This window comes from Pseudomonas sp. GNP014 (assembly GCF_054344005.1).
Genome location: NZ_JBTGUS010000001.1, coordinates 5,894,076 through 5,915,116 on the forward strand (window position 1 = coordinate 5,894,076; position 21,041 = coordinate 5,915,116).

At 53.5% G+C, this 21,041-nt stretch carries 19 protein-coding genes; 7 read left to right on the forward strand and 12 right to left on the reverse strand.

Annotation, left to right across the window (positions count from 1 at the left end):
* Nucleotides 1-7 precede the first annotated feature (7 nt).
* The 7 genes from argR to acs form a co-directional block, all read right to left on the reverse strand.
* The gene (gene argR / locus ACXX9E_RS26535) at nucleotides 8-988 is read right to left on the reverse strand and encodes a transcriptional regulator ArgR (RefSeq protein ID WP_123467017.1); all 981 of its coding nucleotides are present in this window, start codon (nucleotides 986-988) and stop codon (nucleotides 8-10) included.
* 244 nt (nucleotides 989-1,232) lie between these two features.
* Nucleotides 1,233-1,997, reverse strand: a complete 765-nt coding sequence (locus ACXX9E_RS26540; RefSeq protein WP_003227281.1) for an ABC transporter ATP-binding protein — start codon at nucleotides 1,995-1,997, stop codon at nucleotides 1,233-1,235.
* 27 nt (nucleotides 1,998-2,024) lie between these two features.
* The gene (locus ACXX9E_RS26545; protein WP_267802006.1) at nucleotides 2,025-3,137 is read right to left on the reverse strand and encodes a M14 family metallopeptidase; all 1,113 of its coding nucleotides are present in this window, start codon (nucleotides 3,135-3,137) and stop codon (nucleotides 2,025-2,027) included.
* Nucleotide 3,138: 1 nt separating this feature from the next.
* Nucleotides 3,139-3,837, reverse strand: a complete 699-nt coding sequence (locus ACXX9E_RS26550) for an ABC transporter permease (protein WP_123467020.1) — start codon at nucleotides 3,835-3,837, stop codon at nucleotides 3,139-3,141.
* The gene (locus ACXX9E_RS26555) at nucleotides 3,834-4,523 is read right to left on the reverse strand and encodes an ABC transporter permease (RefSeq protein ID WP_128614309.1); all 690 of its coding nucleotides are present in this window, start codon (nucleotides 4,521-4,523) and stop codon (nucleotides 3,834-3,836) included. Before ACXX9E_RS26555 ends, ACXX9E_RS26550 begins: the two co-directional genes overlap by 4 nt.
* 91 nt (nucleotides 4,524-4,614) lie before the next feature.
* Entirely contained in the window at nucleotides 4,615-5,388 is a 774-nt protein-coding gene (gene aotJ, locus ACXX9E_RS26560; RefSeq protein WP_123467024.1) for an L-arginine-binding protein AotJ, read from the reverse strand.
* Nucleotides 5,389-6,114: 726 nt separating this feature from the next.
* Nucleotides 6,115-8,070, reverse strand: a complete 1,956-nt coding sequence (gene acs / locus ACXX9E_RS26565; protein ID WP_123467028.1) for an acetate--CoA ligase — start codon at nucleotides 8,068-8,070, stop codon at nucleotides 6,115-6,117.
* A gap of 475 nt (nucleotides 8,071-8,545) precedes the next feature.
* Between acs and ACXX9E_RS26570 the strand changes: the two genes are divergently transcribed.
* From ACXX9E_RS26570 to ACXX9E_RS26580, 3 genes are all read left to right on the forward strand, one after another.
* Nucleotides 8,546-8,806, forward strand: coding sequence for a DUF2790 domain-containing protein (locus tag ACXX9E_RS26570; protein ID WP_027612631.1), 261 nt, complete (start codon nucleotides 8,546-8,548; stop codon nucleotides 8,804-8,806).
* A 563-nt stretch (nucleotides 8,807-9,369) separates the two neighbouring features.
* Nucleotides 9,370-10,620, forward strand: a complete 1,251-nt coding sequence (locus ACXX9E_RS26575; RefSeq protein WP_095126160.1) for a ribonucleotide-diphosphate reductase subunit beta — start codon at nucleotides 9,370-9,372, stop codon at nucleotides 10,618-10,620.
* Nucleotides 10,621-10,692: 72 nt separating this feature from the next.
* Nucleotides 10,693-11,541, forward strand: a complete 849-nt coding sequence (locus ACXX9E_RS26580) for a DUF2971 domain-containing protein (protein ID WP_458556442.1) — start codon at nucleotides 10,693-10,695, stop codon at nucleotides 11,539-11,541.
* A 66-nt stretch (nucleotides 11,542-11,607) separates the two neighbouring features.
* Here the strand turns inward: ACXX9E_RS26580 and ACXX9E_RS26585 are convergent, their stop codons facing one another.
* The 4 genes from ACXX9E_RS26585 to ACXX9E_RS26600 all read right to left on the reverse strand — a co-directional run bounded on the left by ACXX9E_RS26585 (nucleotide 11,608) and on the right by ACXX9E_RS26600 (nucleotide 15,987).
* Complete coding sequence (locus ACXX9E_RS26585) at nucleotides 11,608-12,444, reverse strand: hypothetical protein (protein ID WP_458556443.1); 837 nt, start codon at nucleotides 12,442-12,444, stop codon at nucleotides 11,608-11,610.
* Between the two features lie 62 nt (nucleotides 12,445-12,506).
* A complete protein-coding gene (locus ACXX9E_RS26590; protein WP_458556444.1) occupies nucleotides 12,507-12,758 on the reverse strand; it encodes a hypothetical protein in 252 nt (83 codons plus the stop codon).
* Entirely contained in the window at nucleotides 12,758-14,971 is a 2,214-nt protein-coding gene (locus tag ACXX9E_RS26595; protein WP_458556445.1) for a sensor histidine kinase, read from the reverse strand. Before ACXX9E_RS26595 ends, ACXX9E_RS26590 begins: the two co-directional genes overlap by 1 nt.
* Before the next feature lie 32 nt (nucleotides 14,972-15,003).
* A complete protein-coding gene (locus tag ACXX9E_RS26600) occupies nucleotides 15,004-15,987 on the reverse strand; it encodes a DNA cytosine methyltransferase (RefSeq protein WP_458556446.1) in 984 nt (327 codons plus the stop codon).
* A gap of 81 nt (nucleotides 15,988-16,068) precedes the next feature.
* Between ACXX9E_RS26600 and ACXX9E_RS26605 the strand changes: the two genes are divergently transcribed.
* The 4 genes from ACXX9E_RS26605 to ACXX9E_RS26620 all read left to right on the forward strand — a co-directional run bounded on the left by ACXX9E_RS26605 (nucleotide 16,069) and on the right by ACXX9E_RS26620 (nucleotide 19,834).
* Nucleotides 16,069-17,256: a restriction endonuclease gene (locus ACXX9E_RS26605; protein ID WP_458556447.1), complete on the forward strand. Its 1,188-nt coding sequence runs from the start codon at nucleotides 16,069-16,071 to the stop codon at nucleotides 17,254-17,256.
* Nucleotides 17,257-17,676 (forward strand): very short patch repair endonuclease, encoded by a 420-nt coding sequence (locus tag ACXX9E_RS26610; protein WP_458556448.1) that lies wholly within the window; start codon nucleotides 17,257-17,259, stop codon nucleotides 17,674-17,676.
* 389 nt (nucleotides 17,677-18,065) lie between these two features.
* The gene (locus tag ACXX9E_RS26615) at nucleotides 18,066-18,572 is read left to right on the forward strand and encodes a BRO-N domain-containing protein (RefSeq protein ID WP_458556449.1); all 507 of its coding nucleotides are present in this window, start codon (nucleotides 18,066-18,068) and stop codon (nucleotides 18,570-18,572) included.
* A gap of 278 nt (nucleotides 18,573-18,850) precedes the next feature.
* On the forward strand, nucleotides 18,851-19,834 hold the full coding sequence (locus ACXX9E_RS26620) for a hypothetical protein (protein WP_458556450.1): 984 nt from the start codon (nucleotides 18,851-18,853) through the stop codon (nucleotides 19,832-19,834).
* A 3-nt stretch (nucleotides 19,835-19,837) separates the two neighbouring features.
* Here the strand turns inward: ACXX9E_RS26620 and ACXX9E_RS26625 are convergent, their stop codons facing one another.
* Nucleotides 19,838-21,028 (reverse strand): hypothetical protein, encoded by a 1,191-nt coding sequence (locus tag ACXX9E_RS26625; RefSeq protein WP_458556451.1) that lies wholly within the window; start codon nucleotides 21,026-21,028, stop codon nucleotides 19,838-19,840.
* Nucleotides 21,029-21,041: the final 13 nt, after the last annotated feature.

A 21,041-nucleotide genomic window follows, 5' to 3' on the forward strand; every position in this document is an offset into this window, starting at 1 on the left:
GTCGCGTTCAGCTACGCTCGGACGGCACTGACGACAATTCGAACGGGCTGCTGCTGCGCCGCTGGTTGCGATCTTCCCGCGGCGTGGCACCGAAGAAGTTGCGGTAGGCGCTGGAGAAGTGCGGCCCCGAGGAGAAGCCACACGACAGGCCGATCTGGATGATCGACTTGCTGGTTTGCATCAACATCTGCCGGGCCTTGTTCAGGCGCAATTCCAGGTAATACTGGCTCGGCACGCGGTTGAGGTACTGCTTGAAGATCCGCTCCAGCTGCCGACGGGACACGCACACGTGCTGGGCGATTTCGTCGGTGGTCAGCGGCTCTTCGATGTTGGCTTCCATCAGCAGCACCGCTTGGGTGAGCTTCGGATGGCTGGAACCGAGGCGGTTCTGCAACGGAATGCGCTGACGCTCGCCGCCCTCACGGATGCGCTCGACCACCAGTTCTTCAGAGACGGCACCGGCCAGTTCCGCACCGTGATCGCGGGCCAGCACCGCCAGCAGCAAGTCGAGCACCGACATGCCGCCACACGCGGTCAGGCGATCGCGATCCCAGTCGAACAGATGACTGGTGGCGATGACTTTCGGGAAGCGCTCGGCGAAATCGTCCTGCCAGCGCCAGTGCACGGCGGCGCGGTAACCGTCGAGCAGACCGAGTTGCGCCAACGGATAGACACCGGCCGACAACCCACCGATCACACAACCGGCGCGCACCAGCTGCTTGAGCGCGCTGCTGAGCGCCGGGGCCAGAGTGGTCGGCGGCTCGTCAGCGAGCAGGAACAGTTTCTGGAAGTTTTCCAGCTTGCCGGTCCAGGCCTCCCCCGGCAATTGCCAGGCGCCTTCGGCCGGTGGCTCGGCGTGCAGGAAGGACAACTCGTAAACCACGTCCGGGTGAACCCGCTGAGCGACACGCAAGGCCTCCTCCGCCAGCGCCAGCGTCAGAGCTTTAGTGCTGGGCCAAATCAGGAAACCAATTCGATGGGCAGTCATGGGCGGGCAATCCGGAACGAACAACGGTGATGAAGGCATGGGCCAATGCTAGCCCGTAAATGAACGCAAATCTCGAAACCAACCGAGATTCATTGTGGGAGCGAGCTTGCTCGCGAAGGCGGTGTATCAGTCAACATCGTTGCTATCTGAACTACCGCTTTCGCGAGCAAGCTCGCTCCCACAGGGATCCGCGCCAATCTCTAGGTCGCGAAGCATGACCTAATTTGGTGCATAACGGCAGCGATTACTTGAGGCTACCGGACAGGAACTGCTGCAGACGCTCCGATTGCGGATTGACCAGCACTTCGCGCGGGTTGCCGCTCTCTTCAACAACGCCTTTGTGCAGGAACACCAACTGGTTCGACACTTCACGGGCAAAGCCCATTTCGTGGGTCACCACAACCATGGTGCGGCCTTCCTGAGCAAGGGCCTGCATGACTTTCAGCACGTCGCCAACCAGTTCCGGGTCAAGGGCCGAGGTCGGTTCGTCGAACAGCATCACCTCAGGCTCCATGGCCAGCGCACGGGCAATCGCCACACGCTGCTGCTCGCCACCGGACATGTGCCCCGGGAACGCGTCTTTACGATGGGCCACGCCAACCTTGTTCAGGTAGTGCTCGGCTTTCTCGCGGGCTTCGGCCTTGGACACGCCCAGCACGTGGACCGGCGCTTCCATGATGTTTTCCAGCGCGGTCATGTGCGACCACAGGTTGAAATGCTGGAACACCATCGACAGGCGCGAACGCATGCGTTGCAGCTGTTTCGGATCAGCGGCTTTCAGCGCGCCATCCTTGTTCGCCACCAGTTTCAGCTCTTCGTTGTTGAGCAGAATCTTGCCCGCGTGCGGCTGCTCGAGCAGGTTGATGCAGCGCAGGAAAGTACTTTTGCCGGAGCCACTGGAGCCGATGATGCTGATCACATCGCCGGCTGCCGCTTTCAGGGACACGCCCTTGAGCACTTCGTGACTGCCATAGCGTTTATGCAGGTCTTGGACTTCAAGTTTGTACATGCGGTCGGTTCTCACAAAAACAGTCAGTCAGTCGTTGAGCAAGCGCCCGTGACGCAGCGCTTCGCGCCCCGCCACCTTGGCCAGCCAGAAACCGGGTTGGGCATAGCGCAGCCGTTCAATGGCAAACAGCACCCCGGAGGTACCAGCACACACCGTGCTGACCCGATCGGACACAGGATCGATCACTTCGAAAATCTCATCCCCGGCTTCGACCCACTCGCCGGGTTTACGCAAAAAGCTCACCACACCGGGGTGCGGTGCCAACAGCAATTCAGTGCCTTCGAACGGCATGCCTTCGCAGGCTTCGTGCGCCGGTTTCGGCCACTCGCCGCTGATCAGGCCCTGCTCGGCGAGGAACGCCAGAATGCCTTCGGCCCACGCCAGCGCATCCGCGCGATCAGTATTGGCCTGACCGCCCAGCTCGACGGTGGTCGCCAGGCACGCCAGCGGAATCTGCGCGTCCGGGAACTGCCGCGACAGGCGCAGCCACGGCAACGAGCACGCTTCATCAAAGGAGCTGCCACCAGAATCTTCCGCCAGCAACCCGACCTTCACATCCAGGTGCGCGGCCAGCGAACGCCACTGCGGCCAGTGCTGCGGCAGCGCATACATGTGCAGCGCGGCTTCAGCGTCGCAGTGCAAATCCAGCACCACGTCGGCGGTGCAGGCATGGCTGAGCAAAACGCGCTGCATGCCTTGCAACTGGCTGCTCGCTTCGGGCAATGCCGCCAGATGATCAGCCATCGCCTGACGGATCAGGCGAATGTTGGCGTGCGGATCGTCACCGAGACGGTCGGCCAGCGCCGCCGCAACCGGCGCGCTCAGCTCGACGAAATCGCGGTTGAAGTTCTTGCCGCTGCCGGCTTCGAAACGCCCCTGATGATTGCCTTGCAGCAACTGGCCGAGGCCCAGCGGGTTGGCGACCGGCACCAGCTCGATCACGCCGTTGAGCAGACCTTGGGCTTCGAGTTCGCCAAGGCGCTTTTTCAGCTCCCAGGCGGTGCGCATGCCCGGCAGTTCGTCAGCATGCAGGCTGGCCTGGATGTAAGCCTTGCGCTCGCCGCTCCCAAACCGGAACACCGAGATCTTGCGCTCGCTGCCCAGATGGCTCCACGGCAATACGTGGTCGATGCGTTCCATATCAGTGCTTCCGCGGGGCCAGGTAGCTCAACCAGCGACGCTCGGCCAGCTTGAACAGCTTCACCAGAATGAAGGTCAGGCACAGGTAGAACACGCCGGCGGTGATGTACGCCTCGAACGGCAGGTAGAACTGCGCGTTGACGGTACGGGCCGCGCCAGTGATGTCGATCAGGGTCACGATGGACGCCAGACTGGTGGTCTGCAGCATCATGATCACTTCGTTGCTGTACTGCGGCAGCGCCCGGCGCAGGGCCGATGGCAACAGGATGCGCTTGTACATCTTGAAGCGCGACATGCCCATCGCCTTGGCCGCTTCGATCTCACCGTTCGGCGTGGCCTTGAGGCTGCCGGCGATGATTTCTGCGGTGTAAGCGCTGGTGTTGATCGCGAACGCCAGGCACGCACAGAACGTTGCGCTGGACAGCCACGGCCACATGAAGCTTTCACGCACCGCTTCGAACTGGGCCAGACCGTAGTAGATCAAAAACAGCTGCACCAGCATCGGCGTGCCGCGAATCACGTAGGTATACAGCCACGCAATGCCGTTGACCGCGGCATTCTTGGACACGCGCATCAAGCCCAGCGGCAGGGCTGCCAACAGACCGAAAAACAGCGACAGCGCGAGCAGTTTGAGGGTGGTCAGCAGGCCGCCGAGGTACAGCGGCATGGACTCCCAAATGACGTTGTAGTCGAAGATCATAGATCAGCCGCCCTTACGCCTACCGAGTAGCGCTTCTCAAGTTGACGCAACGCCAGCAACGAAACACTGGTGATCACCAGGTACATCGCCGCCACTGCGAGGAAGAAGGTAAAAGGCTCGCGAGTGGCATCCGCCGCCTGCTTGGCCTTGAACATCATGTCTTGCAGACCGACCACAGAAATCAATGCGGTGGCCTTGGTCAGAACCAGCCAGTTGTTGGTGAAACCGGGAATCGCCAGGCGAATCATCTGCGGCACCATCACCCGGAAGAACACCTGAAAACTGCTCATGCCATACGCCAGACCGGCCTCGGCCTGCCCCTTGGGAATCGCCATGAACGCGCCACGGAAGGTTTCCGACAGGTACGCACCGAAGATGAAACCAAGGGTGCCGATACCGGCGGCCAGCGGGTTCAGGTCGATGTAATCGTTATAGCCAAGCATCGGCGCAACGCGGTTGAGCAGATCCTGACCGCCGTAGAAGATCAGCAGGATCAGCACCAGATCGGGAATCCCGCGGATCACCGTGGAATACAGATCGCCCAGCCACGCCAGCCAGCGCACCGGCGACAGGCGCAACGCGACACCGATCAGCCCGAGAACGATGGCCAGGGCCATGGACGACAAGGCGAGCTGAAGCGTCAGCCATGCGCCATCGAGGATGACAGCCCCGTAGCCTTTCAACATGATTCAGGTCCTCGAAAGTTGGGATGAAAAAATGGCGCAAACCGCAGAGATCCTGTTGCTTGCGCCATTTCGGACTTGTCGCAGAAACGTGTTACTTGCCGTAGATATCGAAGGCGAAGTACTTGTCCTGGATTGCCTTGTATTTGCCGTTTTCGCGGATGGCCGCGATGGCAGCGTTGATCTTGTCTTTCAGCGCGTCGCCCTTGCGCACAGCGATACCTACGCCGTCACCGAAGTATTTGACGTCGGTGAACGCCGGGCCTGCAAACGCAAAGCCTTTGCCGGCGTCGGTGTTGAGGAAGCCGTCTTGCAACAGAGTAGCGTCAGCCACGGTACCGTCGAGGCGACCGGCGGCCACGTCGAGGTAGATTTCGTTCTGCGAGCCGTATGGCTTGATCTCGGCACCCAGCGGGGCCAGGACTTCGCGGGCGAAACGCTCGTGGATCGAACCACGTTGTACGCCGATGTTCTTGCCCTTCAGTTCAGCCAGACCTTCGCTGACCTGAGTACCGGCCTTCATGACCAGACGTGCCGGGGTGTTGTAGTACTTGTTGGTGAAGTCCACCGACTTCTTGCGGTCTTCAGTGATCGACATGGACGACAGGATCGCGTCGATCTTGCGCACTTTCAGTGCCGGGATCAGACCGTCGAACTCTTGCTCGACCCACACGCACTTGACCTGCATCTGCTCGCACAGAGCGTTGCCGATGTCATAGTCGAAACCGACGATGCTGCCGTCCGGGGCTTTGGAAGCGAACGGAGGGTAAGCCGCTTCGATACCGATCTTCAGAGGTTTTTCGTCAGCGAAGGAATTCAGCGACAGCACGGACAGTGCCAGGGCGCCAAGCAGCACAAGTTTCTTCATCTTGGGACTCCATCGGTAAAGGGCAAAAACGGCAGAGTGAGCGACAGCCCAATATGCGAATGGGTGAATCGGGAAATCGGTGCAGCATCGGTGGGAAATTTCCCATTGAAACCGTCGAAGGTTTCAACGTCAGCCACGATGAGCGAGTGATCGGCATTCTAACGACAGGCCCGAAGCCGATATTTCTTCAATGCGACAACTAATTACAGATGCACAGAGAAACCCGCTTGAGCACATTGACAGCCTTGCAAAATCATGCAAGAGCGAAAGACAGTGAACCGATCTATGCTGCAAATTGCGGGCCTATTATTCGCAAACCCTTCTAATCCGGCAAGCGCAGCGTTGTGTCTTATTTTTCACCGGGGGTTTTGAGGCTCTAAAACGGAGCGTTGCGTTTCCCTTTGCCCCGCTACGGGGCGGACGGTTACACATATGGTTACTCGGCTGGGCGCGGGTAACAGCGGGAAATGTCTTGCGGGGGAGATCGATAATTATTGGTTGGGTGGGTTTGGGTTCCGACAGGGTATTACATCGGCGCCCGTCAGATTGCTATCGCTGGCAAGCCAGCTCCCACAGGGATTCGGTTGAGAGTGAAACCCCGTATACACCCCAAAACCTGTGGGAGCTGGCTTGCCAGCGATGAGGCCAGCAAAGCCACCACAACCCCATCAGACACAAAAAAGCCCCGCCCGGCATCACCGGACAGGGCTTCCATGAAGCTAACGCTTAAGCCACATTCATCGTCTTGTGCGTATCAATCAAATGCTGCACCACCCCCGGATCGGCCAAGGTCGAGATATCCCCCAACCCGTCATATTCCGCCGTGGCAATCTTGCGCAGAATGCGGCGCATGATCTTGCCCGAACGGGTCTTCGGCAGCCCCGGCGCCCACTGGATCACGTCCGGTGAAGCAATCGGGCCGATCTCCTTGCGTACCCAGTTCTTCAGCTCCAGGCGCAGCTGCTCGCTCGGCTCCTCGCCATTCTTCAAGGTGACGTAGACATAAATGCCCTGCCCCTTGATGTCGTGCGGCACGCCAACCACCGCGGCTTCGGCGACTTTCGGGTGGGCGACCATCGCGCTCTCGATCTCGGCGGTACCCATGCGGTGGCCGGACACGTTGAGCACGTCGTCCACGCGCCCGGTGATCCAGTAGTAACCGTCGGCGTCACGACGCGCACCGTCTCCGGTGAAGTACATGCCACGGAAGGTCTTGAAGTAGGTATCGACGAAGCGGTCGTGGTCGCCATACAGCGTGCGCGCCTGACCTGGCCACGAATCGAGAATCACCAGATTGCCCTCGGCCTCGCCCTCGATGATGTTGCCGAGGTTGTCGACCAGTGCCGGCACCACACCGAAGAACGGACGCGCCGCCGAACCCGGCTTCAGCGCGTGCGCCCCCGGCAGCGGGCTCATCATGTTGCCGCCGGTTTCGGTCTGCCACCAGGTATCAACGATCGGGCAACGCGACTTGCCGACATTCTTGTAATACCAGTCCCAGGCTTCCGGGTTGATCGGCTCGCCCACCGAACCGAGCAGACGCAGGCTGCTGCCGTCAGCGCCTTCAACAGCGGCGGTGCCCGACGCCATCATTGCGCGGATCGCGGTCGGTGCGGTGTAGAGGATGTTGACCTTGTGCTTGTCGACGATCTTCGCCACCCGAGTGATGTCCGGGTAGTTCGGCACGCCTTCGAACAGCAGCGTGGTCGCGCCATTGGCCAGCGGGCCGTAGACGATGTAGCTGTGGCCGGTGACCCAGCCGACGTCGGCGGTGCACCAGTAGATTTCGCCCGGACGGTAGTCGAACACACGCTCGTGGGTCATCGCCGCATACAGCAGATAACCGCCGGTGGTGTGCTGCACGCCCTTCGGCTTGCCGGTCGAGCCAGAGGTATAAAGGATGAACAGCGCTTCTTCGGCGCCCATCTCTTTCGGCGCACACACGGTGCCCGCCACTTTCATCAGGTCTTCGTACCAGATGTCGCGATGCTGGTTCCACTTGATGTCGCCACCGGTACGCTTGCACACGATGACTTTCTGGATGCTGCTGGTTTCCGGGTTGGTCAGCGCGTCGTCGACGTTGGCCTTCAGCGGAATCTTCTTGCCGGCACGAATGCCTTCGTCAGCGGTGATCACTACTTTGGATTTGCAGTCGATGATCCGCCCCGCCAGGGCCTCCGGCGAGAAACCGCCGAACACCACCGAGTGAATCGCGCCGATCCGGGTGCAGGCCAGCATGGCGACCACGGCTTCCGGGATCATCGGCATATAAATGGTCACCACGTCACCACGGTGCACGTCCTGACCACGCAGGGCGTTGGCCAGTTTGCAGACTTGTTCGTGCAGTTCGCGGTAGGTGATGTTGCGGCTTTCGGAAGGATCGTCGCCTTCCCAGATGATGGCGACTTGATCGCCGCGCTCGGCCAGATGGCGGTCGAGGCAGTTATAGGAAACGTTCAGGGTGCCGTCGGCGAACCACTTGATGTCGACATGGTGATCGTCGAACGACGTCTGCTTCACCGTGGTGAAAGGCTTGATCCAGTCGAGACGCTTGGCTTGCTCGCGCCAGAAGCCGTCAGGGTTGACGACCGACTGCTGGTACATGGCTTTGTAGGTCGCCTCGTCAGTCAGCGTATTAGCCAGAACCTCGGGACGAACGGGATACAGAGAAGCCGCACTCATCTTTCCTACCTCGGTGTAATAGTTGTTTTTGTATGACCCCGTTGTAGCCGGGCCGGCCCCATAGAACCATTCGACGATGGTAGTAACAAGCCCCTACAAAACATCCAGTTACCCCTGACGCAAGCCCTGCGCTGCTTGCTCCAACACCCCACAACCCCTGTGGGAGCTGGCTTGCCAGCGATTCCGACGACTCGGTTATTCAGGCAAACCCCATCACCAGCAAACCCGGTTGCAGACGATTTCGACCGATTGTTACCAAATCTGCCAAAAGTGTTTATCAAAACCCCACCTGTTTACCCACACTCCACCTCCCTAAAATCCACCTCGCCGACAAGGCAAACGCGATTAACAACGTTACAGCCCCCACGAAGGCCGTTAATCCAGCTCTCAAGTAATAACTGCAAACGATGAAGTTCCACACGCAACCCTAAAAAGGTTGCGTGACCCCACTCGACCTCAAGAAGGTAAATTTGAAATGAAAGCTTTATTGGTTCTGGCCCTCAGCAGTCTGTGCGCAACCGCCATGGCAGACGAGGTTCCGACTGATGTCGCGCAGCAACAACCGGTTATCGAGGAATACACTTACTCCACTCACCTGGACATCGCCAAAGTTGTATCCATGAGCGAAGTACCGAATGTTTGCGAAGTGGTTCCGGCCAAAATGGAATACGACGACTCCAAAGGTCAGCGTCACATCCTGCGTTACAGCGTCATGGGTAACGGCTGCACCAATTGATGATTGAGACTGCACCGAATCGGATCACTCAGCGCCTCATTTGAGGGTCGATTCCAGCCCGACTTCGGTCGGGCTCAGTTGTGTCTGGGGTCGCTCAAAAGGGTTGCAAAACACAAGATATAGTGAAAAACCCGGTTTTTTGCTCATTTCTTGAGCAACCGAAGCCTCGCAAAAAAATTAATGAAAAAAAAATCTCGCAGGCCAATCCCAGCGAAAGCCCTGTAAACCCTCGCTCCGATCGAAATCACCCGGCCGATCGAACGCCCTGCGGTGTTTCGCCCTCCCCCACGCCCGTGTTTTTTTCCCTATAATGCCGCCCTAATCGGGTCAGCAATATTCCCTTACAGGGATCAAAGCCATTCTGAAGCCCCGCAGCAGCGTCAACGCTGATCTGCGCCCGTCAGAGGCTCTCGGAACCCCGAACAAAATTCTGTTTTATTGCCTGCCTTAGCTGCTGCAAAAAACGATTCCTTAAGATCCAACGCGGTCTGTACGACCGTGTGAACAACCAACCATCAGGTTTCACACGGGGCGACAGGCCCTCACGCAGGAGACGACACGTCATGCTGAGCTGGGACGAATTCGACAAAGAAGACAGTGAAGTAGCAGCAGTGAAAGGCGCCAACGCCGGCCACGCTTCTGAAGCCAACATGGACCGCCTCGACAACGCCGGCGGCGCCGCCGCGCTCGAAGCCCGCGCCGTGACCGCCGACGACTCGGCCGCCGTGGCTCGTGCCAAGGCTGCACTGAACTCCCTCGACGTCGCCGAAGGCCTCGCCGAACTCGAAGGCGCCTCCGCCCGTGTCGCCGTTGACGAAAAGCGCATGATCAACTGCCGCGCCGACCTCAACCAACTCGTGCCATTCAAGTACGACTGGGCCTGGCAGAAGTACCTGGACGGCTGCGCAAACCACTGGATGCCGCAAGAAGTCAACATGACCGCCGACATCGCCCTCTGGAAAAACCCGGAAGGCCTGACCGACGACGAGCGCCGCATCGTGATGCGCAACCTCGGCTTCTTCTCCACCGCCGACTCCCTGGTTGCCAACAACCTGGTACTGGCCGTGTACCGCCTGATCACCAACCCGGAATGCCGCCAGTACATCCTGCGCCAGGCCTTCGAAGAGGCGATCCACACCCACGCTTACCAGTACTGCATCGAATCGCTGGCCATGGATGAAGGCGAAATCTTCAACATGTACCACGAGATCCCATCGGTCGCCAAAAAGGCAGCCTGGGGCCTGAAATACACCCGTTCGATCTCCGATCCGAAGTTCGAAACCGGCACCCCGGACACCGACAAAGAACTGCTGCGCAACCTGATCGCCTACTACTGCGTTCTGGAAGGCATCTTCTTCTACTGCGGCTTCACCCAGATCCTCTCCATGGGCCGCCGCAACAAAATGACCGGCGTCGCCGAGCAGTTCCAATACATCCTGCGCGACGAATCCATGCACCTGAACTTCGGCATCGACGTGATCAACCAGATCAAAATCGAAAACCCACATCTGTGGGATGCCGAAATGAAGGAAGAAGCGACCCAGATGATCCTGCAGGGTACGCAGCTGGAGATCGAATACGCCCGTGACACCATGCCTCGCGGCGTACTGGGCATGAACGCGGCGATGATGGAGGACTACCTGAAGTTCATCGCAAACCGTCGTTTGAGCCAGATTGGTTTGAAAGAAGAGTATCCAGGGACGACTAACCCGTTCCCATGGATGAGCGAGATTATGGACTTGAAGAAAGAGAAGAATTTCTTTGAGACTCGTGTGATCGAATACCAAACTGGTGGTGCTTTGAGCTGGGATTGAGTAGCCCCCACCAAAAAAACCCTGAGACCTCAGGGTTTTTTTTGGCCATTTTTTAATAATCAAGGAAGAGAGATGTTCGGCTACAAATATCGCGGCATAAATGAATACTCATTAGAAACCCTTAAAAACAATACAGTTTATTTTTCAACTTATACAGACTTCAATGATCCATTTGAGTTCTCAACACCATTTCCCAACCTCCCTATAATGTACAACAGAGCATCAATCGAACTAGACTTATTACATAACCAAGGAGTTCTAAACACACCAATATATTTACACCTAAAAAACATATGCATAGACATAATAAAAAATGGCGATCCAATACTAGATAAAACCCATCTCAGAATCAGGGAAAAGCTGAAAAACGTCGGAATTTATAGCCTCAGCAGCGTAAATGACGAAATATTAATGTGGAGCCATTATGCAGACAATCATAAAGGATTCTGCATAGGCTTTGACACTCTACACAAAAACACAATTCCACAAACAAAATTATTCCCCGTAAACTACAAAGACACTTTTTCCGACCTAAACGATCCCGAAATAATCATTAAATTCTATACCGATATTTTCAGCAAATATAGACACCTCCCACCGAGAGCGTGGAAAGCCAAAAGTGACAAACTAGCCGAAATCCTGAAAAAAGAGGATGATCGAAGAGGAGGCATATCTGTTTTAACAGACAAGTACCACAAATGGTCTTACGAACAAGAGTTTAGATTAGTAGATGAAAAATCTTACGGCGTTAAAAAATTCAAACCAAGGTGCTTAAAATCTATTACTTTTGGAATAAGAACCAGCGAAGAAGACAGGTGCAAAATAATTGAAATATGCAAGAACACAGATAAGAACCACGTAATTTTCTATCAAGCTAGAAAATCTAAGGACTCTTTCAAACTTGAAATACTCAGAATTTAAACTTAACAGATAGTACTCTTCGAGGCAAACGGGAAACCAAAAAGTCTCCCTATACACGCTAGCAACCTAAGCACGTATATTCTGCATTGCAGAAATCAAGTCACCCGCAATAGATTCAAAATTAAGATCAGGCATACCAAATCGACCATAGTACCGTGAAAATTTAGCTTGAACGCCCTCAGCGAACGGCGTATCCAAAGTTGCAATTTTTGTAAAGCTATCGCCATTCAAAAAAGCATCTATTGGTATCTGTGATACCAACTGAAAATCCGCAACAAGATGAGGAAGAAATGATGTACCTGGAAGATATTTATATCTATCAGGCTGCCCACCAGCGACCTTTCTGTTATCGCCAATCAAGGCATTTAATTCCTTTCGTTTACCAGCGCTAACTACCTGCTGCTCAGCAAGCGCATTCCGTATGCTCTCGAACTCAGAAAACTCTTCAATCTTTCTACATTTTACCAGCAAGACAAAATCCGCTTTTCCCTGCTCAAAATCGCAGGCCGGGTTAATCACAAGATAGATAGCCCCGCACTCATTAGCACGATACAAATCACCCAAACTTACGCATGAATTAAGTGCGGGCCAGATATAATACTCAACAGGGTGAACAGTCGAAGCACCAACATATTCAGGGTTAAAAAACTTTCGAATTGAAGAAGCATTTAATGAGTTGGACAATCTACGCGCTAAGAGATAGGCTACCTCCCCATCCTCTTTAAGCTCATCAGCACTATTCCAGTGTTCCTCGACATGCCCCCAAAGGTATTTTCTCTGTTCATCCTGAATATAACGAATCAAATCAGGCAGCTTAGTTTCAAAAGTCTCCCTCACAACGCGACTTAATTCGCCGGCCGCCCCCTTCCTCACAACCTTAACGAAATGGCTCTGAAGGTGCATTATTTTCTCAGCATACCCCGTATTAAAAACAACAGGAATAAACTGCTTATCTTTCAGATAGCCTAGTACCTTTTCACCACTAAACCGATCATCCCCCCTCTATTATCTAGATCAACTCCCTCATCTTGAAGATCTAAGATAACCAAATCAAAATTCCCAGTCTCGACGTATTTCCTTGCATCTAAAAAATTATCTACGGTTGTGCACCTGATTACATCTTCACCTAAAAAACCAGGCTCCTCTAATTCCTCAACTAAAAGTTCTAAAATCTCTCTATCGTCATCAAAAACTAAAAAATTCCACACCCTAGCCATTACACCCTCCTTTTTAACGTAACTCTGAAAGCAGCACCACCCAGGGGATTTGAATCCATCAACTCGAAACTGCCTCCATAATAGTCAGTCACAATATCACCTACAATAGACAACCCCAATCCGATCCCATCATTCTTCGTAGTGAAGTAAGGCTCAAAAATCAATTCCCGGTTTTCAGTAGGTATTCCTGGCCCGCTATCAGCAACAATAAGCTCAACGGCCCCCTCAGCATTCCGCTTAACTGTAACTGCTACTATCCTTTTATCCTCTGGAGCCAACTTCAACCAATAAAGACTATTTTGAAAGAGATTGACAATAATTTCTTGAAACTCAGATGGATCTACGCTCACAAGAGTTTGTGAGTTAGGAGAGGAGAATTGGACATTATTCCTTTCAAATTCTTCAGCTAAAATCTCATAAGAGTCTTTTATTAATTTCTCTAAATATAGCTGCGAAGGGCGCCCTCTTCGCCGCCCACCGAATGGTTCAATCCTACGGAACACTCCATCTAAAACATCTCCCTGTCCTAAAATTTTTGTAAACCGTTCGATTAGCTTTGCTACACCGGAACTGGAATCCCCCTCATCCCTCATACGTATGACGCTATTCAAGCCTAACTGCGCGTACCCAACTATCTTGGCTAGAGGATGACGCCCCTGATGCAAGAGTCGATCAATAAGCTGCCCTAGAGTAGCCAGCCCATGATATCGCGCTACAACAAGCTTTATTTCTTCGATCTTTCGAAAATAATCTTTTTCTACTTTCTCAACGATATTTAGAGCGGCCTTGTCTGAGGGATGCCTTTCAGCTAAATGGCTTTTAATACCTTCAAAATCTAAAGAGTCGAACAGTCCCGGTCGCTGCTTATCATCCTTCTTACCCTTATTATCTTCCCTCTTCTTATACTGGCGTCGATGCACTTCCAATCTGGAGAGGATAGTGATCATTATCTCTCTCAAATCAAAGTATGCCTGATTCTCTCGCAACCCTTCACGATTTGACTGATCTTTCAACTCTGGATTTCGATCTGCGGTTATCTGGACATAACCAAAAATTTGGTTATTCGATATTCTAAGCGAAGGATTCTGAATACGACGCAGATCCAAACGAAGCCAATCATTATTCGGCTCACCGTAAGGTAAGACCCTAAATCCGTCCCTGTAAATATTCACACCTGCAAATGCATCGAGGTCTTTCCGAACATTTGAGATTGAGCTATTAATCATTTGAACTATATTTCCAAGATCATCACGATCCCAGACCCTTAGTTCAATATCCAATGCGCCACAAGCTGGGTTACGAAAATTATCTTCATCACTTTCAGCGCTTGATTCTAGAAATTCCCAGCGACCATCATCATTGACAGGAACAATACGTCCTTTCACATCAACCGAGTTGCCACTAGCTAAAACGGTATAAGTCAAATCCACTTCACCACTTTCAGAAACACGTCCAGAAACTGTATAGTGAGGATATTTTACCGCTTGTGGAGGCTCGATACTTTTAGAAAATTTCTCATATGGTGGAGGAGCTGAAATTTTAATCTCAAAGCCATCAACCTCAGAAAAAGGAGAAACTAAACGGGATAAACCTCTCTGCAATGCCAGGAAACTCATTTCATCCCAGGAGTTCCTTAGTCCATTCATACGAAGCGCAGTACCATGCACAGCATCTTCAGATTCAAAAAAACCTATAGGAACTTCTTTATTTAGAAGAGTAATATCTTCCGGTATACGCTGCTGAGTTTCTATTTTAATCTGATCAAGATACTTTTCTTCATCATCAAATTGGCTCCAATCAAAAAAAGCATAGGACTCAATATCCTCACCTTGCTTTCGGCTTGCCAATGCTAATGAGACCGCTAACCTAGATGCAGCAAATCTCCCTACGCCTTTTTCACCTAAGACGCGACGTGAACCATCAAGACTATTTTTATTCTTTTTTTTCGAAGGAGTAGCAGGCTCCATCCAGGCTCCACGAATTGTATCGAGCCCCATCCCTAACCCGTTATCTATGACTGTTATTCCACCTGCCCCAGCTACTAGCTCATTCTTAAATTTAATTAAAACATTCTTCGCACCAGCATCATAAGCATTTTTTACAAGCTCAATAACCGCGACTGTATCGCTACTAATTAACTCTTCACCCAGCGTTTTCATTATTCTAGCCCGAGGCCGAAAAGCTGAAGGCCCGCTTTCGATATCATCTTCCATAGACACCTCGGAAACTTAAAATTTCATAGAAATTACGCCGCTTTATATACGCCTTGCTTTGAAGATCTATCAATAATAGCCTTAACAATCTCTTCCATAACCGGAGAACACACTGCATTCCCCATCAGCTTAACCTTATCTCGCCTAGTAACATCAGGAAAGATGTAGTTCTCAGGAAACCCCATTGCGCGCCGAAGCTCCTCTGGCTGTAACATTCTCATCATATGCCCGCTGGGTGTCGGCATTACAAATGCAAACCTATCAACCGTTGTTATAGTACGCAGTGGGTCGTCCATTCGCTGCCAACCACCTGAACCATCCGTTCCATAATAGACAATTAAAAATGCCTTATTGCCCCCCAACTCAGCTATAGCTCGATCCGCGCGCGCGAGTGTATCTTTAGCTCTTCGGGGAATGCGCAATGGCGTCATCTTGTACTTTCCGCTACGATCCAAAATATCCCAAACATTTTTGTATTTTGTATTACTTGGCACAACAACATCCGGAAGCTCTTGACGATCAGCGATCATAAATAATCGTCGACGGCGCTGAGCGACTCCAAACTTAGACGCATCAATTACTTGCTCTCGAACCTTATAATTCAACCGCTCTAATTCATTTAATAACTCGTCATAACGAGACCATGGTTTCATATGAACCACGTTTTCGAGCGTTATCCAACGAGGTTTCATTACTTTTGCATAGCGAATAACTTGGAACGCGGTGTCCTTACTATCCTCAGAACGAGGTTTAGCACCACGCGCGCACGTATGATGAGTACATTCTGGCGATGAAATAAGCAGGTCAATGGGCCCAGTCTCTTTTAATATCTTCCTGGGGCTAAGCTTTCGTAGATCCCCCTGATAGACCTGAGCCTCTGGAAAATTGAGCCGAAATGAGTCCACAGCAGGGCCCCAAAGATCTACACCTCCGACGATAGTCGCGCCTCCCTCTCGGGCTCCTAAACTGGCACCTCCTGCCCCGCAGAACATGTCAAACGCGCGAATCTGATCCATTTCAAAGCCTTTAAATTAATCTTCTAGCCAGGTTACCAGGTTCCCGGCACCATTCAACACTGATGGCACTAGGACACCACCATGACAGACAACCTGGTTTACTCTGTTGACGAGCTTTCAAGCTCAGATTTGATGATTGACGCCCACTACGCCGGTAGCCGCAATGGCAATTCCAGCGACGATCCGCTGACGAAGCTACTGAACCTTAGCAATCAAGGTGGCTTCAGGATCAGAGGAAAACGAAATGACCCACGCCTCATAGCCCTGTTATCGAGCATGGAGGATCTTGATTGGCCCGACGAATTGGACCTCTCTACGGGTGTGTTCACCTACTACGGCGATAACAAGAAGCCCGGGCGTAAATTGGACGAAACCCATCGCTATGGCAACAATCTTTTAGAGCTAATTTTCGAGCGGCAACACTCAGGTGACAGGGCAGATATCCCACCCATTTTCGTTTTCACCAAAGCAGGGATCTATCGAGATGTGATTTTTAGGGGGCTTGCCGTCCCAGGTCGAATCGGAAGCACTCACAATGATGATTTGGTAGCTGTGTGGCATGCCAGCAAAGGTCAGCGATTTCAGAACTACAGGGCGACTTTCACCATTCTCGACTTGCCGGAAATTTCACGAGACTGGCTGACGGACATCATCAATGGCACGCGAGCAAGCGATAGCGAACACGCACCGCTTGAGTGGATGAAATGGGTTCGCTCCGGGCAATACACTCCTCTGATTGCCAAACGATCTCAGCCTATCCGCTCAAAAAAGGAACAGCTGCCATCTTCGAAAGAAGACATGAAAATGCTTTCGATCCTCCACAAGCACTTCGAGTCAGATCCGTACGCATTTGAGGCATGCGCGGCACATCTGGTGAGGGTCTGCTTGCCAGACACCGTTGAACTCGATCTGACGAGGCGGTATCGCGATGGTGGTCGAGACGGTACGGGGAAACTCAGAATTGGAAGGCCGGAAACGTCAGTTTTAGTAGATTTTGCAATCGAAGCTAAATGCTACGGGATTGCTAACTCGGTAGGCGTTCGTGAAGTGTCCAGGTTGATCTCTCGCCTACGGCATCGACAATTCGGTGTGATCATCACCACCTCCTGGCTTCATGACCAAGCCTACAAGGAGATCGTAGAAGACGGCCATCCTGTGATGATTCTTGCAGGAAGAGACATTGTTGAGCTTCTTCGCGAAACTGGACTGCAGGATAGCAACGCAGTGATGACGTGGTTGAACATGAGTTTCCCCTTGAACGAGGTGTGAATGAGTGCAGACATAGTCTCCCCCGAGCATCGCTCCAGGATCATGTCCAAGATCCGGGGTAAGAACACGAAGCCAGAAATGGTTGTACGTTCGCTATGTCACCAGATGGGGCTTCGATTCCGCCTGCACAGAAAAGACCTACCGGGAACACCTGACCTAGTGTTCCCGAAATATCGTTTATGTATGTTCGTTCATGGCTGCTTTTGGCACCGACATCCCAATTGTAAATATGCATACATGCCAACAAGCAGGGTCGATTTTTGGCAAACCAAATTGACGAAAAATGTTGAAAGGGATCTTAAAGCCCAACAGGCTCTGATCAATCTGGGGTGGCGGGTGGCAACGGTCTGGGAGTGCCACACAAAAAACAGAGATCTCCTACGTACTGAAATCCAAAAGGCGTTCAACGTTGAAGCCTAAGAACTACACGCCCCTTCATCTCAGAATATTTGTCGTTTTTGAAGGCTTGACCATGCACCTCTGAGCCCCTAGGCTCACAACTCGGCGCCTAAGAAACGCCTCAACCAGAGCGGTCCTCCGCACCCGACAGTCATGCGGCTTTTTTTCGTCTGCGGTTTCTCTACGCCTGCGAAAAGTCCCGTTATGTCGGGAGTGGGCGAATACAAGACCCGAAAGGGGAATATGTCCGGCCCGTCTCTGGTGGGTTTCTTAGCTCCCGACACCCTAACGAATGCCCTAAGAAAGCAGCCAGAGGTAAATGGAAATGCCTGGATATCCAACCTTCATGATGAAGGTGAATCGCTGTACCCGCCGCTCGAATCCCTTGCCTCTCGATCAGGAGGCATGCCATGTCTGAACCACTTCTCCCGACTCGTTTCACCCGCAACAAAACTCACCTGCACGCCCTTCTGGTCGAGAACCAAGCGTGGTTCTGCGTCCATGAGTTGGGCCGGTTGATGGGCAAACATCTTGATGAGCGCCAGTTGCGCAAACTCGACGCTGATCAGCGTCAGATGATGTGCGTGGAGACCTATGGCGAAGCCGAGGACCACATGATGGTGAGTGAGTCCGGTGTGTATGCACTGCTGATCTATCACTACTGTCCTGAGTACCGGCAGCTTCGTGAGTGGCTGACGCATCAGGTCGTGCCTGCGCTGCGTGACGCTCGTCCGGCGCGCGCGGTTGAGCGTCCGATATTGAGTGTCTTGAGTTGGCCGCAGATGTCGCTGAGTACGTTGCACTGGCGGGACGAGCCGTGGATTCGGTTGCGGGATATGCCTTGTTTACTGGCGGAGGATCGGTTCAATCGGCAGGAATCCTGGTGGCGTAGGGCTTCGCGATTGTTGCGTGGTTGATGAGTGTTTCGAGATCCGCTGCTTGGGTTTCAAGTAGCGGATTTTTTTGTGGTTCAAAATGCTTGGGGCTGCTTCGCAGCCCAGCGGGAGCAAGCTCCCTTGCCACAGATGGATGTGTGGCCTGCGATGTTGGCGTGAGGATTGAAATCTGGTTGATGCCGAGAATCGCCAGCAGGCTGGCTCCCACAGATTCCGCATCATCCTGAAAACAATCAGTGCAACCCGCGCCACCTCCCGCTATTAATACCCCTCCCCCACTCAAGGATCCGAGCCCTGCCATGAAATTCGATCTCGCCTACTGCCTCAGCCTCGACGACAAGTTGTCGATCTATGACGTTCGCGATCTCAATTTCGATGAGACGGTGGCGTTCGACTCGACCAAGGAGCATTTCCAGTGCCCCAACGATGCCTGTCGTTCGGCGTTCGATGCATCTAACGAGTTGGGCACGTTCAACGCCAAGAACGTGAATTACGTGCGCACGCCGCACTTCAAGAATCTGCCCACTACGCAGCATGTAGCGGGTTGTCCGTATGTGAGTTTGAAGGCGTCGGCATCTGGCGTTGAGACGGCGGATGGCGAAACGGATGACGGGCGGGAGGAGCATTTCCCATCAGAGTTGTTGCTGACGCGGCGTGCGTATGTGCGCAAGCCTGCTGCGCCCGCGGGGGCGGCGGATGTGTTGCGGGATGATCCGGTTCGGGCGGCGGCGGACATTGGTAGAGAGTCGCCTGGGCGTGAGACGGCGCCGGACAAGACCAGTGTGTTTGCGCATCCGGTGGAGTGTTTTGTGTCGAACTTCGCCGACAAGGAGTTGCTCAAGCGCATGCCGTTGAAGATCGGTGAGCACACGGCGCCTTATGGCTCGTTCTTCAAGAAGATTGAGTATCTGACGGACAACAAGGGGCTGATTTACTGGGGCAAGATCAAGGAGATCAAGGATTACACCCAGAGTTTTCGCATCGACTTCGAGCAGAAGGTCTGGTTCAAGCAGGCAGATGAGCCGAAGAAGAAGCCGTATTCGGTGAACGTGTACTTGAGCAAGAAGCTGATCGACAACTACCGCAAGCGCAAGGCGTTTCTGGAAGAGATCAAGCACGCGATTGACAGCGACAAGGAGTTGTTCTGTTTCTTCTATGGCGTGACGCCGGAGTTGAAGCAGGTGCCGAGCAAGAAGAACCCCGAACAGACGTTCGGGGTGTTCAGTGCCAACATCGAGAACCTGGATCACTTTATTGTGCGGGAAGCGCCGGGGTTGGCGTGACGGTTAGCCTTTGGGCAGTTGAAGTTCGACCGCGCCCGGGTGTTGTTTGACGACGGAGTACGGCAGGATCGACCAGTCTGGCCTGTCGCAAGAGCGTTGTACGCGAGCGAAGTAGGCGCCCAGGTACAGGCCCTTATCAGTGAAGTACCACGGCGTAGTTCCCCAGATGCTTTCATCTGTGAAATCACAGTCGTCATCTTGTGCGGGTTTCTTCATTTCCGTGGGGTACAGGGCGGTGAATTGCTGGATGATCCAAGGCACCAGCTCTTTGCTGACATACCGATAACGCGCGTCACTTTCGGCCTCGCTCAGCGGTTTGTCGCCCAGGCTGTCGCGCTCGGCGTGTAGCAATGGTTTGCCCTCACCGACCCACAACACATCTTCAAGCGACAGTGGGTGGCCGGTTTTCACGTCGATGTTGAGCGGGGAATCACCGAAATCCGGATGCGCGCCGCCGCAGTAGTAGCTGGTGGAGATGTTCAGGCTGACCACGGCTGGCGAGATCATTTTCGGTTCTGCCTGCTGCATGAATTCGACGTTTTCTCCGCCCCGCAGCTGGCAGCTGTGGTAACTGATGACTTCATTCCAGAGTCGCCCGAGCAACTGCTGGTTTATCCGCTGCTGATCATCTTTCGACAGTCCGGACTCCACGCTGAACAGCGAGATCTTTGTCTCAGGCTCCGTCCACCATTGCAGCTCGTAGCCCATGAAGTTTTCTTTCTTCGCCGGTTTCAGTTTGAGTCCCTGCAGGCGCAGATACTCGTAAGGCTCGTCGTTTGGCAGCGCGGCAACGAACGGCAAAGTTGCTGACGTTGGCGCGGGAAGTTTGGCCTCGGCGAGTTTAACCGGCAGCTTCTTTCCCTGCGGACTTTGCCATTCACCCTGCCAGCCATTGGCAGTCTCTTCCAGCTTCAGAGTCGGCAGCGGTTTATCGTCGCCATAGCGGTTGTTGCCCTCAACGAGATTCAACGTGCTGTCTTGCAGCGAACCGCTGAGTTCCAGGTCGCGGTGATACTTCTCATAGAAGTAGCGGCCGGTGACTTCATCCTGCTGCGTGGTGTTTAGCTCCAGCACAATCGGCATCTTGCCCAGCGTGCCGGTGAACACGCGCCGGCCCTCTTCGGCATGGGCAGTGGAAATCAGTGTGAACAGCGCCGCAGCGTATGGCGCCAGGCGCAGCAGTCCCTTGAGCATGGATCAATCCTTG

Coding starts and splice junctions, on each gene's coding strand:
- aotJ (WP_123467024.1), bottom strand. CDS start 5,388: ATGAAGAAACTTGTGCTGCTTGGCGCCCTGGCACTGTCCGTGCTGTCG.
- ACXX9E_RS26610 (WP_458556448.1), top strand. CDS start 17,257: ATGAGTGCAGACATAGTCTCCCCCGAGCATCGCTCCAGGATCATGTCC.
- ACXX9E_RS26570 (WP_027612631.1), top strand. CDS start 8,546: ATGAAAGCTTTATTGGTTCTGGCCCTCAGCAGTCTGTGCGCAACCGCC.
- ACXX9E_RS26590 (WP_458556444.1), bottom strand. CDS start 12,758: ATGGCTAGGGTGTGGAATTTTTTAGTTTTTGATGACGATAGAGAGATT.
- ACXX9E_RS26595 (WP_458556445.1), bottom strand. CDS start 14,971: ATGGAAGATGATATCGAAAGCGGGCCTTCAGCTTTTCGGCCTCGGGCT.
- ACXX9E_RS26580 (WP_458556442.1), top strand. CDS start 10,693: ATGTTCGGCTACAAATATCGCGGCATAAATGAATACTCATTAGAAACC.
- ACXX9E_RS26605 (WP_458556447.1), top strand. CDS start 16,069: ATGACAGACAACCTGGTTTACTCTGTTGACGAGCTTTCAAGCTCAGAT.
- ACXX9E_RS26600 (WP_458556446.1), bottom strand. CDS start 15,987: ATGGATCAGATTCGCGCGTTTGACATGTTCTGCGGGGCAGGAGGTGCC.
- ACXX9E_RS26545 (WP_267802006.1), bottom strand. CDS start 3,137: ATGGAACGCATCGACCACGTATTGCCGTGGAGCCATCTGGGCAGCGAG.
- ACXX9E_RS26540 (WP_003227281.1), bottom strand. CDS start 1,997: ATGTACAAACTTGAAGTCCAAGACCTGCATAAACGCTATGGCAGTCAC.
- ACXX9E_RS26620 (WP_458556450.1), top strand. CDS start 18,851: ATGAAATTCGATCTCGCCTACTGCCTCAGCCTCGACGACAAGTTGTCG.
- ACXX9E_RS26585 (WP_458556443.1), bottom strand. CDS start 12,444: ATGCACCTTCAGAGCCATTTCGTTAAGGTTGTGAGGAAGGGGGCGGCC.
- ACXX9E_RS26575 (WP_095126160.1), top strand. CDS start 9,370: ATGCTGAGCTGGGACGAATTCGACAAAGAAGACAGTGAAGTAGCAGCA.
- acs (WP_123467028.1), bottom strand. CDS start 8,070: ATGAGTGCGGCTTCTCTGTATCCCGTTCGTCCCGAGGTTCTGGCTAAT.
- argR (WP_123467017.1), bottom strand. CDS start 988: ATGACTGCCCATCGAATTGGTTTCCTGATTTGGCCCAGCACTAAAGCT.
- ACXX9E_RS26555 (WP_128614309.1), bottom strand. CDS start 4,523: ATGTTGAAAGGCTACGGGGCTGTCATCCTCGATGGCGCATGGCTGACG.
- ACXX9E_RS26615 (WP_458556449.1), top strand. CDS start 18,066: ATGTCTGAACCACTTCTCCCGACTCGTTTCACCCGCAACAAAACTCAC.
- ACXX9E_RS26625 (WP_458556451.1), bottom strand. CDS start 21,028: ATGCTCAAGGGACTGCTGCGCCTGGCGCCATACGCTGCGGCGCTGTTC.
- ACXX9E_RS26550 (WP_123467020.1), bottom strand. CDS start 3,837: ATGATCTTCGACTACAACGTCATTTGGGAGTCCATGCCGCTGTACCTC.